General features: G+C 40.6%; 14 protein-coding genes. 6 read left to right on the plus strand and 8 right to left on the minus strand.

The window, feature by feature from the left end; all coding sequences use genetic code 11:
* Positions 1-74 precede the first annotated feature (74 nt).
* From RI561_RS06020 to porQ, 5 genes are read right to left on the minus strand one after another with little or no spacing between them, the layout of a single operon-like run.
* The gene (locus tag RI561_RS06020) at positions 75-800 is read right to left on the minus strand and encodes a CPBP family intramembrane glutamic endopeptidase (protein ID WP_395079327.1); all 726 of its coding nucleotides are present in this window, start codon (positions 798-800) and stop codon (positions 75-77) included.
* The gene (locus RI561_RS06025; protein ID WP_395079328.1) at positions 793-1,770 is read right to left on the minus strand and encodes a LysM peptidoglycan-binding domain-containing protein; all 978 of its coding nucleotides are present in this window, start codon (positions 1,768-1,770) and stop codon (positions 793-795) included. The genes RI561_RS06020 and RI561_RS06025 overlap by 8 nt, the downstream gene beginning before the upstream one ends.
* Positions 1,771-1,780: 10 nt before the next feature.
* Positions 1,781-2,107, minus strand: coding sequence for a hypothetical protein (locus RI561_RS06030; RefSeq protein ID WP_395079329.1), 327 nt, complete (start codon positions 2,105-2,107; stop codon positions 1,781-1,783).
* Positions 2,100-3,287 carry a chorismate synthase gene (gene aroC / locus RI561_RS06035; protein ID WP_395079330.1) on the minus strand — a complete coding sequence of 396 codons (1,188 nt, stop codon included), beginning with the start codon at positions 3,285-3,287 and terminating at the stop codon, positions 2,100-2,102. Before aroC ends, RI561_RS06030 begins: the two co-directional genes overlap by 8 nt.
* A gap of 43 nt (positions 3,288-3,330) precedes the next feature.
* On the minus strand, positions 3,331-4,314 hold the full coding sequence (gene porQ / locus RI561_RS06040; RefSeq protein ID WP_395079331.1) for a type IX secretion system protein PorQ: 984 nt from the start codon (positions 4,312-4,314) through the stop codon (positions 3,331-3,333).
* Positions 4,315-4,402: 88 nt separating this feature from the next.
* On the opposite strand from porQ, the gene RI561_RS06045 reads away from it, so the two are divergent.
* The 6 genes from RI561_RS06045 (at position 4,403) to RI561_RS06070 (ending at position 10,602) form a co-directional block, all read left to right on the plus strand.
* On the plus strand, positions 4,403-5,161 hold the full coding sequence (locus RI561_RS06045; RefSeq protein WP_395079332.1) for an MlaE family ABC transporter permease: 759 nt from the start codon (positions 4,403-4,405) through the stop codon (positions 5,159-5,161).
* Between the two features lie 3 nt (positions 5,162-5,164).
* Positions 5,165-5,914 (plus strand): ABC transporter ATP-binding protein, encoded by a 750-nt coding sequence (locus RI561_RS06050; RefSeq protein WP_395079333.1) that lies wholly within the window; start codon positions 5,165-5,167, stop codon positions 5,912-5,914.
* Between the two features lie 10 nt (positions 5,915-5,924).
* Positions 5,925-6,857 (plus strand): MlaD family protein, encoded by a 933-nt coding sequence (locus tag RI561_RS06055; RefSeq protein WP_395079334.1) that lies wholly within the window; start codon positions 5,925-5,927, stop codon positions 6,855-6,857.
* A gap of 153 nt (positions 6,858-7,010) precedes the next feature.
* Positions 7,011-8,765 (plus strand): SurA N-terminal domain-containing protein, encoded by a 1,755-nt coding sequence (locus RI561_RS06060; protein WP_395079335.1) that lies wholly within the window; start codon positions 7,011-7,013, stop codon positions 8,763-8,765.
* Positions 8,766-8,865: 100 nt separating this feature from the next.
* Positions 8,866-9,993, plus strand: coding sequence for a bifunctional diaminohydroxyphosphoribosylaminopyrimidine deaminase/5-amino-6-(5-phosphoribosylamino)uracil reductase RibD (ribD, locus tag RI561_RS06065; RefSeq protein WP_395079336.1), 1,128 nt, complete (start codon positions 8,866-8,868; stop codon positions 9,991-9,993).
* Between the two features lie 3 nt (positions 9,994-9,996).
* Positions 9,997-10,602 carry a riboflavin synthase gene (locus tag RI561_RS06070; RefSeq protein WP_395079337.1) on the plus strand — a complete coding sequence of 202 codons (606 nt, stop codon included), beginning with the start codon at positions 9,997-9,999 and terminating at the stop codon, positions 10,600-10,602.
* Here RI561_RS06070 and RI561_RS06075 read toward each other — a convergent pair whose 3' ends face one another.
* From RI561_RS06075 to RI561_RS06085, 3 genes are all read right to left on the minus strand, one after another.
* Positions 10,603-13,302: a putative LPS assembly protein LptD gene (locus RI561_RS06075; protein WP_395079338.1), complete on the minus strand. Its 2,700-nt coding sequence runs from the start codon at positions 13,300-13,302 to the stop codon at positions 10,603-10,605.
* Positions 13,303-13,314: 12 nt separating this feature from the next.
* Complete coding sequence (locus RI561_RS06080; protein WP_395079339.1) at positions 13,315-14,259, minus strand: ROK family protein; 945 nt, start codon at positions 14,257-14,259, stop codon at positions 13,315-13,317.
* Between the two features lie 78 nt (positions 14,260-14,337).
* Positions 14,338-14,643, minus strand: a complete 306-nt coding sequence (locus RI561_RS06085; RefSeq protein ID WP_395079340.1) for a septum formation initiator family protein — start codon at positions 14,641-14,643, stop codon at positions 14,338-14,340.
* Between the last annotated feature and the right edge of the window lie 54 nt (positions 14,644-14,697).

A 14,697-nucleotide genomic window follows, 5' to 3' on the forward strand; every position in this document is an offset into this window, starting at 1 on the left:
ATATTACCTAATAATACCTACAGAATACTTCAATATTAAATAGATTGTATTGATAAACCCGTTAATATTTTTCTTTATGATAGAAAGGCGATCACCATTATATCATAAATGGCATGCGTCCATGCGGCAACACCAAACCCTCTCCAAACATAAATTCCATTTAGAATTAATCCAAATATAAAGCGATATAAAAAAGAACCAAAGGTAAAGGCATCTCCCATTGAGCCAATGTAATGTACCGCAGAGAATAACAGCGCTGATAGCACGACTGCAGCAGTTATACCGGCCCATTTTTTTCCAAATAATTTTGTAAACCCCAGAATGAAAACGGTTACCAAAATCACTCTAAAAAATAATTCTTCATATAAGCCAGCCCCTAAAGAAAGTGCTAACTGCTGAAGGGTTGATAAACTTTCAATGGGATCTGAAGCTGCAATATTGACAATTAGTGAAGTCATTGACTGAGTAATAAATGCAACCACAATGGCGTATACAGTTGCCTCTAAAATCAACACAGGAAAGTACGAAACCTGTAGCTCCTTCAGCCGGTGACGTTCTTTATATAGAATAAAAAGGCCTACCAAAACAACGATCAGCAATGAAAATGAAACGGCGTTTACACCCAAAAAGGTAAACAACGATTTAATCCAAACATCAACACTAATGCGTACAATAGCATCACCGGAAGGCTGAGATATTACAATCAATAATTCATACAACAAAAATAATGGCAGGCTTACCAAGAAGCTGTACAGGAGGGTGTTGGTATCCTTAAAATATTTTGATATTTGGTTAGTCATTCGTTTCCGTATAAATGGTAACTGCCGGTTGCGCTGCATTACTTAGCTTCAAAATACTGAATGCCTTTTCAGAAAGCTTAAGCCCTGAATTGGTTATACGATCATTAATTCTGACATATACGCCGTTGCCGCTTTCAGTATTTTCAACAAATATGATACTTCCCAACGAAATGTTAGAGTGTGCTGCTGTCAATGCCTGTGGGTCGTAAAGCTCTCCGTTTGTAGTAGTTTCTCCGGATTCAGAACTTTGGTAAGTAAAAACGGGAACCCTTCCCAAATCCTGCAAGTTGGCTTTTTGTAGAAAAGGGTTCTCATAATTTTGAGAGGGAGGGAGCAACACTGTCACTTCTTGCCCTGTTGCAAGGCGGTCAATATTCAATTCGGGATTCAGTTTTTTGAATTCATCTTGCGTCATTTTAAATCTATCAAATAACTCCGTGGCCGTCTCCCCCCGCTGCATTTCATAAACTGTAAAAACTCCCTGCGGAGAAGACTCTTCCGAAAATCGAGAAACTGAGGGTGGTGCTTCTGCTCCTTTTTTAACTGCTAACTGCTGACCTATCCTCAAGGTATTACTTGTGAGATTATTCAGTTCTTTCAACTGATCTATCGTCATGTCATGATCTCTGGCGATTTGATATAAGGTATCACCACTTTTTACCGTATAGAATACATTTTGTGTTTCCGGTGATTGATTTACCAGCGACTGCCCGTTCTCTTCAGGTAAGTCCGTACCATCAGAATCTTCCTGTGGGATGTAGTACACTAACTCTTGCCCGAGTTCTATTTCATTACCTGACAGATTATTCCACTCCTGGAGTTCGGCAATGGTAACATCTAAACTTTTAGAGATTCCGTATAAAGTATCGCCCTGTTTAACCGTATATGTTGCCTTCTCTTGAGCTAATATATCCGTTCCTGCAAAAAGCAGAATCGATAGCAACCCATATTTTACAAATGCTTTGATCATCGCTTTAGATCTAATCTTCTATTTCAAATTCTAAATTTAGCAGTGCCGAGGATAATTCTGATTTTGTATGTAAATCGTTTTGGCTCTCAGCTATCTTTATTCCTTCCTTGTACGTTTTAAGTGCCTTTTTGTTTTCGTCCAGCTTCTCATACAATTTAGCTAAATGGTAATACACTCCTACATATTCCGGGTCATTATTCTTAATCGCTTCGAATAATACTTTGGCCTTCCCGGTTTCATCTATTTTCAACATTTCTAATGCTAAAGTAAACTTATAAAAGGAATCATCGGGATTCTCTTTCACTGCTTTAGCCAACGTTGAAATTCGCTTATTCATTGCGGGCAGATTTGAAATTTTCTTCAATCTCCGAGATAGAGTCTCCACCAAACTTCTCTAAAAAAGCATTCGCTAATACGGGCGCCACTACACTTTCCGCCACTACAATAGCCCGCGGCAAGGCACATACATCCGAGCGCTCGTACCGGGTTTCTTTAGGTTCTTTGGTTTCCATATCAACCGTGCCTAATGGATTAAGCATGGTGGGAATGGGTTTCATCACTCCGCGAATAATAATGGGCATGCCGGTACTCATTCCGCCTTCAATACCTCCCATCCGATTTGTTTTTCTTTTGAAGGTATTACCGTCATGGGTAATTTCATCGTGAACCTGTTGGCCGTGGCGGTGGCCGGATTCAAACCCAAGGCCAATTTCAACCCCCTTCATGGCTTGTGTTCCCATAATTACTTGGGCCAACTGCCCGTCAAGTTTTCGATCCCAATGGACATAACTTCCCAATCCGGCCGGTAAGCCTGTGATCACAATCTCGTAAATACCGCCCAGTGAAGATCCTTCTTTTCGGCGAACTTTTATTTCTTCTCTCATTTGGGCTGAAAGGTCTTCATCAAGGCAGCGCACATCAGATTTATCGGCGGCTTTATAAATTGTTTCTGCTCCATGTTCAGCAAGTGGGTCTGCTATCTCTCTGACTTCATCCCAACTTTCGTACCCTATGGACCCAATACGCATTACATGTCCACCAATTTCAATTCCAAAATGCTTCAAAAATTGTCGGGCTATGCTGCAGCAAGCTACACGCATCGCAGTTTCCCGGGCGCTTGAACGTTCTATAACCGGACGTATATCATCAAAATTATATTTTTGAACACCTACTAAATCTGCATGTCCGGGTCGGGGCAAGGTGATTTTCTCAATGCCTTCGGCTTCTTCCTTCTTATTCATGACGGTAGGCCACCCGGCATCATCTTTTTCGAATGCTCGGTTTGGCATGGTCATAGCAATAGGGCCGCCCATGGTTTTTCCGAAACGCAAACCTGAGGATATCGTGGCAAAATCTTTTTCAAAAGCCATTCTACCACCACGACCATATCCCTTTTGGCGTCGCACTAAATGGGTTGCAATATCTTCTTCTGTAATGGGCAGTCCCGCGGGAACGCCTTCCACAATTCCAGTTAATGCCGGTCCGTGAGATTCTCCCGCTGTTAAATATCGTATCATAAAATAGGTGTCACTTAAAATGACATTTAGTTATTAATAAAATCTATTGTTCAAATATGCTTGTCTTAATACTGAGTCTCGTAATTCCTCCTAATTTACTATAAGAATTACGGCTCAGGTCGAAAGTAAAATTTTTGATATCAAAACCAATTCCAAAAGCGAGTCCGGCTAAATCAAAATTCTTACCGGTTTTTGTTTGCTCGTGCAGGTAGTGATCGTATCCTAACCGAACACGCATGACCTCTGCAACATTTGTTTCTCCACCAAATAAAACATGGCGAAATAAATTATTTGCGAATGTCGGCCTTTCTGTTTCACCAAAAATACGCATATCCCAGTTGTTTAACTGCTTTAATGTAAGTATAAGCTGAAATGGAAAAGCTTCAGGTTTTTTTGAAATACCGGCGGAGATATCCAGCGGCAAGGGTTCCCGGTTGTCATCAAAAGCTTTTACTTGGGTACCTACATTGCGCACAGAAATTCCCGCACTAAAATTATTTGTCTCATCCTGATAATACACTCCGCCTGAAACCGCCAAAGCCATAGATTTAAATGTGGCATAAGAGGAGTATATAACATCAAGTGCTCCCCCTGCTCTCAGATTTTCATTCAAAATAATGCTATACGCCCCTGTTAGCGAAACATCATTAGCACTGAAATTCCCCAAGTTGTTTCCGTCTTCGTCTAAGCGATCAAATTCACCATATCCAACATACCTGATGCCTGCTGCAAGCATGCCTTTTGAGCCAAGGTCATATGCCATGCTGGTGAATCCCATATTTACATCAGCCAAAAAATTAATATATGAAGCGGATGCATGACCGGAATCATCTTCACCCAAATAAGCTGGATTTAAATGAATTAAACTAAAATCACCGTCATACACAGCCACATGATTCCCACCCAGTGCGGCAGAAGCAGCAGTTGGTGTTAATTCTAAAAATCGAAAAATATTTGACGTATTAGATTGTGCTGTCGTAAGTTGGGTAGCAACTAATAATATTAATAAAGACGTTAACAGTCGCACTATTTAAATATTTAAAATCACAATTGGTGAAAATGTTTTGTAATATAATCAAATGCTTCGGCAATACGTCAAGATTATTAATTAAGAAATGATTTCTAACTTTCCGGGGGCTGCCGGGCTGAGAGAATTTGGCCGGTATGCCCAACTACTTTATCAGGCACTACGATCCTCTACCGAGTATAGCACGTACCACAAAAACCTGTTCCAGGAATTTGTTAAGGTAGGCTATGAATCTATTCCCATTATCTTTCTCACGGGTATATTCACCGGAGCTGTGCTTACCCTGCAAACTGCTTACCAATTAGATACCGATATTTATCCAAGTACTATCATTGGGTCCATTGTAGCGCAATCAATAGTCATTGAGTTAGCCGCTGTAATAAGTGCCTTGGTGTTGGCGGGTAAAGTAGGCGCCCGAATGTCAACCGAGTTGGGGACTATGCGTGTAAGCGAACAAATTGATGCGTTGGAATCCTTAGGCTTTAACTCCGTATCCTTTTTAGTTGTCCCTCGTATTATGGCAGGTATTATGATGTTTCCCATTCTCTATGTCACGGCTGCTGTTTTTGGAATTATTGGCGGTATTACTGCCGGTGCAGTGGACGGCATTTTACCTGCTGCGGAATTTTTGGAAGGAGCAAGAGCCTTCTTTTTTGAATCAGATATTATTTTTGGTTTGATTAAATCGATTGTATTTGGATTCGTGATTACATCCATCGCTTGTTATAAAGGATACTACGCTTTTGGAGGAGCCGAAGGCGTAGGAACAGCAACAACACAAGCCACAGTTTTAAGTTGTATCTTTGTGCTATTGGCCGATTTTGCATTAGCCGCTATATTATTATAAACCATGATAGAGATTAAAAACCTCACAAAAAGTTTTGGTGATCTTCTTGTATGGAGTGATGTTTCATTCAAGATTCAAGACGGAGAGACCACGGCAGTAATTGGCCGTTCAGGTTGCGGAAAATCTGTGTTGCTCAAACACCTGAATGCCTTGCTTTATCCCGACGAAGGAGAAGTGCTTATTGATGGTGAAAATGTTTTTGACCTGAACTATTCCGCTTTGAGAAAAGTTAGGCAACGGTTCGGTATTCTTTTTCAGGGGGGCGCCCTTTTTGATTCCATAAGTACCTTCGAGAATGTTGCTTTCCCTCTGCGGTATTTTACAGAACAAAGTGAAGAAGAAATAACACATAATGTTAATGAAGCTCTGGAAATGGTTAACCTGGTAGAGGCTGGAAATAAATCTACTTCAGAACTATCAGGAGGGATGAGAAAACGAGTGGGTTTGGCACGGGCCATAATACTTAAACCTGATTATTTATTGTATGATGAACCAACTTCCGGTCTCGACCCGAGAACATCAGAAGAAATAAATGAGCTGATTGTTACCATGGCCGACAACCTTGACATAACATCCATCGTAATTACCCACGATATGCACAGTGTATTGTCTATATCGGAAAAAGTTGCTTTCTTGGATGACCAAAAACTAAGCTGGTTTGGAAAAACAGACGATATGAAACACAGTGGCAACCAGAGTTTGCTTAACTTTATTACAGCAAGTGAATACCAAATAAATTCTAAAACTGCATAGGAGAACTGTTTTGGCAAAAGTTTCCAACGAACTTAAGATTGGCGTTACCATTATTGTGGCCATTATTGTGGCGTTCTTAGGTTACAGTGTGATGAAAGATCAACCGCTATTCAAAACCTCGACAACCATCTATACTAAGTTTGACCAGGTTTATGGCCTCATTCCGGGTAATGTTGTAAATGTAAAAGGCTTTAAGATCGGGACGGTAAAAAAGATGGACTTACTGATTTCTGATTCTACCTTAGTAACCATGAATATTGAAGAAGACTATCAAATTCCAAAAGGATCTATTGCCGTATTGAAATCAAGTGGTGTGCTTGGGGGTAAGTTTATCGAAATTCAAAAATCTGATTCTACCGAAATGGTTCCGGATCAGGGTACTATAGAAGGTGTTTTTGAGCAGGGCATTATGGATAGCTTTGCAGAAGAAGGCGAAAAATTGAGCAATGATATTTCAGGCTCTATACAAGGAGTTGAAAAATTAGTAGGCAGCCTCAACGAAACCCTTGATGATGAGAATAAGGAAAATATCTCGGGGATCATCCGTAACCTGGAAAATTCCACAAACTCACTAAGCGAATTGATCGAAAAACGAAGAAATGATTTGGATCAAATGATCTTAGATGCCAAAAATACCCTGGGCAACTTAAATGAAATGAGTTCAGAAAATAAAGAACAGCTGACCTCTTTCATCAATAACCTTGAAGCCACCAGTGTGGAGCTTGAAACACTAAGTCAGGGTTTAAATGAAACAAACCTGACTTTAAATGAGGTGCTTACCAAAGTTAATAACGGGGAAGGGTCTCTCGGGAAGATGGTAAACGACCCTTCTTTATATAATAATATTGACAGCCTTTCGGTTAATCTTAACGAGCTGATTAAGAATATAAACGAGAATCCCGGAAAGTACTTAAAGCATATGCGCCTGATTGAGGTATTTTAACCAAATATTAAGGTTAATTTTCTTTCAATTCCTTGGGTATTCGCTTATATTTCCCAGCTTACTGTCAGTGGCTTATTTTGCCCAGACATTTTTCAAATCGCAAACTAACAAATGTTTTTTTAGAGGTAACCTTTTATGGGTTTAATGGAAAAAATGAGAAACAGCACCGCTTTTATCCTTTGGGTGCTGATCGGTTCTTTTGGCCTTCTTTGGGTTTTAGCTGATGTTAACTTTTTTGATGCTATGCAAGCCGGCCCAAGTTCTTTGGGCACTGTAAACGGTGAAAAAATCTCAAATGAAGAGTACCAAAGCCGAGTTCAATATTATTCAAACGCTTACAGCCAGCAAACCGGGAATTCTCTTACTCCCGAAATGCGTGCTAATTATGAAAATCAGGCATGGAATGAATTGGTTAATTCACGTCTTATCAATCAAAAAATGGATGAACTCGGTATCACCGTTTCCGATCAGGAAGTATTGGATATGGTTTTTGGCGATAATCCCGCCCCGGTAATCCGGCAAAACTTTACCAGGGAAGATGGAACCATTGATCGTGCTGCCATTCAACAGGTACTCTCATCTAATGAATTTTCGCAACAAGCTGTTGCCCTGGAACTTCAATTGCGTGAGCAAAAGCGTCAACAAAAACTCAACAACTTTATTTCTGCCGGGCTTCAGGTTACTGAAGAAGAAGTTGAGAAAGAATTTATTCGATCAAACAGTACCGCAGCTATTAATTATGTGCGGTTCCCCTACAGTGAGGTATCTGAAGAAGAATTAAATATTTCTGACAGTGAACTCCGTGATTATTACAACCAAAACAGAGAACAATATCAGCGTGAAGAAAGTTACCGGTTTCAATATGTAACCTTTAGCAAACTTCCGACCGCTTCTGATACCTCTGTTATTGTTGATGATGTACGGGAATTGCGAGAAGATTTTGCCAATGCTGAAAATGACTCACTATTCATTGCCCGCCAGGGTTCTTCAACGCCTTACCGTTCTGCATTTGTAGCGCCAGAAGATATTCGCGAAGAATACCAAGCTGTTCTTGACCTTGAAGTTGGTGAAGTAAGCGATGTAATTCTTACTTCAAACCAAGCAGCTATTCTAAAGAAAGAAGCTGAAGAGGATGGTCAGGTTAAGTTTCAAACAATGAGCTATAATATTCAAGCTCTGCCTGCTACCATTGATGACGCTAACGAACGAGCTGCCGACTTTGAATTTTTCGCTTCCGAAGAAACCGGTTTTGAAGAAGAAGCGGAATCAAGAAACCTTGAACTCGATGAAGCTTTTGCAACAAAAGGGAACACCTTTATCTCGGGACTTGGAAGCAGTCAACAAATTATGAGTTTTCTTGAAAATGCTGATGAGGGAGATGTATCTGATGTAATAGAACTCAATTCGAACTTTGTAGTTTTAGAAGTATTGGAAATCACTCCGGAGGGCTATCGACCTTTTGAAGAAGTACAAGCTCAGGTTGAAAATGCCGTCAAAATTGAGCGCAGAAAAGAATTAACCAAAGAACGTGCTCAAAACTTAGTTGAACAGTACCAAACTTTAGATGCCATTGCTGAAGCAACTGAAAATGAAATTCAAACTGCGAACAACCTACGTGCTAATGCAACGGTTATCAGCGGTGCGGGAAGAGAACCCATAGTGATTGGCGCTATCTTCTCTCTGAATGAAGGCGAAACATCTGGTGCAATTGCCGGAAACAGCGCAACATTTGTAGTGGAAGTTGTTGAAAAAACAGAAGCCGATGTTGCCAACCTTGATGCTCAAACAAGAGACGAAATTCGTGAACGACTTGAACAACAAAAATTCCAGGAATTCACTTCCGTCTGGTTAGACGAGCTCCGGGAAAATGCAGATATAACAGATAATCGATCTCGCTTACTACAGTAAAAATTTTTAGAGTGAAATTTTAAAGGGGTGAGAAGTTTTCTTCTCACCCTTTTTTGTTTTAGCTAATGTACAGTTAATACAAAAGCCTTAGTTTAATCTCATGTCTCCTAAACAACTACAATCTGATGCCTTCTGGATGGAAAAAGCTCTTGCACTGGCTGAGAAAGGAAAGGGCTATGTTTCTCCGAATCCCATGGTAGGGTGTGTGGTTGTTTCAGAGGAAGGAAAAGAAATTGGCAGCGGTTATCATAAAGAATTTGGCAAACCCCATGCAGAAGTCAATGCCATAGAATCGGTTAAGGACAAAAATAAATTTAAAAATGCCACTGTTTATGTGACCCTTGAACCTTGCTCACATCACGGAAAAACCCCACCATGTGCTACCATGTTGGGTAAACTTCCACTCAAAAAAGTGGTTGTGGGCATGAAAGATCCCAATCCTGAAGTGAATGGCAAGGGAATTCTTCATCTCCGCAATAAAGGCATTGAGGTTGAGGTTGGTGTTTTAAAAGAAGAAGCTGAAAAAATGAACGAGTTTTTTGTTCACCACCAAACCTTTGGACGTCCTTTTATCACTTTAAAAGTGGCACAAACCGCCGATGGCTTTTTAGCCGCTGCCGACGGAAATTCCCAGTGGATAACAGGCAAACAAGCTCGAAAACAGGTCCACAGATGGCGCTCAGAATATGACGCCGTACTTGTTGGACGCACTACTGCTATGGTCGATAATCCCAGTTTAACTGTACGGCATGTTGCGGGCCGTCAACCCAAGCGAATTGTGATTGACGGCCCTTATGAGCTGCCGAAGGAACTGAACTTGTTTTCAGATAAATTCGAAGAAAAAACCATTGTCTTGACTTGGAATAAAGAAGCCTCAGCAACGGATGCCGATCCCATGCTGAGAATGATGCAACAAAATTATTTTAGGGGTGAAGTTCTTCAACTGCCTAAACTGGAAGGTCATGTCGATTTGCGGCAAGCTTTCAAAGAATTAGGGCAAAAAGGAATTTCTTCTATTTTAGTTGAAGGCGGACAGCAATTATCTTCCGCTCTAATACGGCAAGGTTTGGTGGACAAACTTGAACTATTTATAGCTCCCAAATTGTTAGGTGCCGGTACACGATCAATCCTCAATATTGGGATCAACAAGATGAATGAAATTGCTGAGCTTAAGGATGTAAGTTGGACCAAAGTGGGCGATGACATGTTATTAACCGGATATTTTTAGCTTATGTTTACAGGAATTATACAAGAAGTAGGAACCGTAGCGTCTATCAAATCTTTAAATGAGGGCGGTAAAGAAATATCCATTCAATGCTCTTTTGCCAAATCTTGTCATGTGGATGAAAGTATTTCCATCAACGGAGCCTGCCATACTGTTACATCATTTAATGAAGATATTTTTACGGTACAGAGTATTGAAGAAACCCTCCGAAAAACCTCTATTGGTGAACTTCAAAAAGGAGATCCGGTAAACCTTGAACGTTCGCTGACCTTAGAAACCGGCATCGAAGGACATTTGGTGCAGGGGCATGTTGATACCACTGGAAAAATCCTTGAAATGGAAAAGGAAGAAACCGGTTGGCTGCTCACTATAGAATACCCCGATGAATTTAAGAATATGATTGTGGGAAGAGGCAGCATTACCATGGAAGGAATTAGTTTAACAGTAGCCCGGGATCAGGGGAACGCATTTGTTGTGGCCATTATACCCTACACGTGGAATCACACAAACCTAAAAGATAAAAAGCTTGGGGATGCTGTGAATCTGGAATTCGATGTAATTGGAAAATACGTTGTCAAATACCTTTCCGGATTAGGACAAGATTTTATCTGATCAATTAAAGATACCTGGTCCGCCACCAATACCGCCGCCTCTTCTTCCCCGGCCTGATGGACTGGAACTTCTTTCAAGATTCTTGAGAATTGGCAGCTTCTGAAACAGGCTTTGAATTTGAGAGCTGTTCACACTTAACCTGAAGAAATAGTATTGAAATTCTCCAAAGGGATTGATTTGAAATGAAAGGTCCCAGCACTCTAAATTTCTTCTAAGTGAAAATTGGGAAGGAGTAAATTCTTTAGCAATAAAATCGTATCCCATATCTGTATTAAATTGCCATTTTGGGGTGAGGTTGAATGAAATATTTGATGCCCGTAACGTTGCTCTTTTCTGCGGATCTTCCCCAAACCTATAATTCCAGCTATAACTGAAATTTAGTGAAATGCTCCATGGGGAACTGATGGGAGCAATCGGTTCATATCCAAAATTCGGGTCTATAGCTTCAAACCTTGATTGGTTGAAAGGGTCATATCGTTTTCTATATACCGGTGTAAATACTTCAACACCTCTTTGTCCACCCCGAAATGAGGTGCTTGCATTCAATGAAAACGACTGAAGTTGTGCCAACTTTTTACCCTCTTCTATAAAAAACTTATCAACTTCCCTGCCATTCTCATTAAACTGATAAAAAGAAAAACGGGCGTTTGCACTTAAATTTAGCCCGGATATAGCACTTGAGCTTATCCGAGCATTTAAATCGCTGAGTTTGAGACTGTCTGCTGCAAAGTTATAAGACGAGCTTAATGAAAGGTTGTCAATGAACCGAATATTCTTTTCTGAAACTTCCCCTGTGCTGTCTCTTTTTACTAACTTTGTTTCAAAATTATTATTCACCGAAAAGTTCAGGGATCGTACCTCCCCTCTCCCCGGCCCTCCGAAAATTTGGTCTTCAAAGATGGAATACTTCTGAGTTGTTCCGGATGTATCGGTTTGAACGGTTCTGTAATAACCCCATTTTTCTGTACTGAAGTCAGGGCTGTAGCTGAAACCAATAGATGGCCGTACGGTATGTCGAAATCCTTCAAAATTCCCAATCTTTATATTCGAAACCCCATAAAAGGTCGTACTAAAACTCAATCCGGTACTAAATTCCCGTCCCGCTTTAAATCCATATTTTTTCTCTTCTTCAACCCGGTTTGAATCTGCATTGAATGTCTTTTGGGTATACGAAGGATACCAGTTTTCCTCAAGATTGAAATTTGCTGAGGTGTTCAAATAACGACTGGGAATCAACCGCCCAACCCGAACACTCGCCGATTGCTGAAATCCGGCCTGAATATAATCGTCATTACCTGTTGCCTCTTCGTACAAATCAGGATCTGTTAATGCATCAAAAAATGATATATCGGAACTGTCAGCATCAATGGGATCGAAATTAAATCGGGACCTCAGTGTATTATCATAACTCAAACTTATGGATTCGTACCAACTTTGTTCGCCTCCCCCACTATTACTTTGGAATGGGGAAATAGTTTTTAGCCTGAAGTTCATGGTAGGTCCGCTTACCCGCGTAGAAAAGTTGGTGAAATTTTGAACCAGCTGAGTGTTTGTACTAAAGGTAAACAAGTTCTCAGGGTGTTTATAGTTATAAGAAATTCGAGAACTTGAATTTGTTTCTGCCCGGTCATCAATATCATAGGAATTTCGGCGATTATAATCTGCAGTACGAAGGTTTACATTAGCAGATAAAGAGGCAAAGGGTGAAATCGTCTGACTGTGCTGCAACGATAATGACTTTTGAGTGGTCTCGGTATATCCGGGATCCGTAGGCTCAAGTCCGCGGTCTTTGGAATATCCAAATTGAACGGATCCACTATATTCATCGGTATTTCTGTATTGTACTGAGCTGTTTAAGTAGATAGTCCCCGAAGTGTAGATATCACCACTAACCTGCCCGGTTAAGTAATCATTGAAATACTGAAACCATCCCACATTTTGTAAACCCAACCCACGATTTTGCTGATCCTGAAAAGCATAAGTTGGAGTCAGTAAACCTGACCGTTTCTTCTCAATATCAGTTGGTACGTACCCAAACGGAAATATAATAGGGTAGGGGATATCGAGTATGTACAACTGCGCATTGCTAAAAAACAATTCATCCTGATCAACTACTTTCATTTTTTTTGCCTTCAGATAATAATACATATACTCAGGCGGACAAGTTGAGTAAACGCCATCTTCAATAAACACTTCAGTGTCGTTTACATTTTTGATTTTAGAGCCAATCAAATTTCCTTCGGCTACATTAACCTGGGCCTCCTCAAACTTCCCTTTCTCGGTTTTATAGTTGAAGAGGATGCGCGTGCTTTTAATCTCATCCGATTCCCGAATCAACACCGGCCGGGAGAGGCTATCTTGCGGAGTTAGCGTTCGGGCTTCGACCGTAGTGTTATCAATATCTACATTGATTTCACCGGCCTGCAACTCTCCCGAACTATGTTTTACTTGTGCAGAACCGAACAGAAAAGCCTTTTTACCAGACCGAAAATCTATAACCAACGAATCTGATGATTGAAACCGGACTGCATTTTCAGGCAGCGAAGAATCGAGGGGAGCTGAAGCGTTTGAGGTCGCCGATGTGTCCGGGGATAATTGATCGGGCGGGGTAATTTGTCCGAATGCGGTACCAGACAGTAAAAAATACAGGCATATAGCAAAAAGGCAGGTACCTATATTTTTTGGTATGGTAAAAAGCATACGGCTTGTTAGTTATGAAAAAGAGTCAAAAGCGAGCCCTGCTGCACCTAATAAAGCACTGTCGTTACCTAATTCTTCATGGACCAGCTCAAAGCCTTCTTTAAACGGTTCCATCATATGCTTTCGTACAATTTCTCTGGCCGGTTCAAATAAATAATCGCCTGCTTTTGAGACTCCGCCGCTTACCACGAATTTTCTTATATCCATCATGTGCACATAATTTATGATAGCATATCCTAGCCGCTGTCCACTTTTGGCTAAAATCTCCATGGCCAATTCGTTGCCTTGATTCGCTGCATTTGTTATATCAACAGGCTCCATTTTATCAAAGTCGTTGGCAAATTTTTTATACAATGGATTGCCGGGATTCTGGGTAATCAGGTCTGTTGCAAAGCGACTCAAAAAACGCTGTCCTAAATAAGCCTCTACAGTCCCACGGGTTACACTGTTTGAAAGTGGTCCGTGATAATCTATAATCACGTGACCCAATTCGCCGGCCATGCCTTGTGTTCCTTTAAAAAGGGTGCGTTCATAAATGATTCCTCCACCAACACCGGTGCCAAGTGTTATCATGATAAAACTATCGAAATTTTGCCCGGCTCCAAAGTGCATGGAACCCAGTGCAGCAATGTTGGCATCATTTTCAATTTTACAGGGAATTCCTATCCGACCCTCAATTTCTTTGGAAGCATTAACTGAAATCCAACCCGGTAAATTTGGTGGATTATTCACCGTTGTTTGATCTTTAGAAACCATCCCCGGCATACCCATTCCAATGCCCACAATATCATTTTTTTTTATCAAATCCTTTATGGTCTCGGCAATGCGGTCTAATAAATGGTCTCTGCCCAGGTTAGCTTGTGTTGGAGTGGTAACTTGTTCAATAATACCTTTATCACGATCAACTACAGCGGCTTTTATATTTGTGCCACCAAGGTCTACTCCAATTACTTTCATTTGGTTTATCTTAGATAGAAGCTTTGGTTTATTTTGAAAGAAGATAATGGGCAAACTTGCCCGAACCAAACAGAACTCTTATTTCTCACGCTTTACTTTATATACGGTCTCACCCGGTTTTCTCATCCCATATTCTTCACGGGCAATTTTCTCAAGGAGTGCAGGATCGTTTTCTAATTCTTCAATCTTTTTCTTTAGCTCTTCAGAGTCTGCGTTTAACTGTTCGGTTCTTTCTTTCAGCTCTTTTTTCTGTGAGTTAAGGTCCCAGCGGGTTTTCAGGCTATAGGTATCTATAAAGGCAAACCATGCAACTACAAATGCGGTGAGCAATAACACCAGAAAAGATTTTTTCCAACGCAGTGGATTAAAAAATTGTAGATTCATACTTAAGCCTGTAGATTTCAGTTATATTTCTAAAATACATTAATCTGGCTATTA

It is taken from the genome of Gracilimonas sp. (assembly GCF_031581265.1).
In the GTDB taxonomy this organism is placed as follows: Bacteria; Bacteroidota; Rhodothermia; order Balneolales; family Balneolaceae; genus Gracilimonas.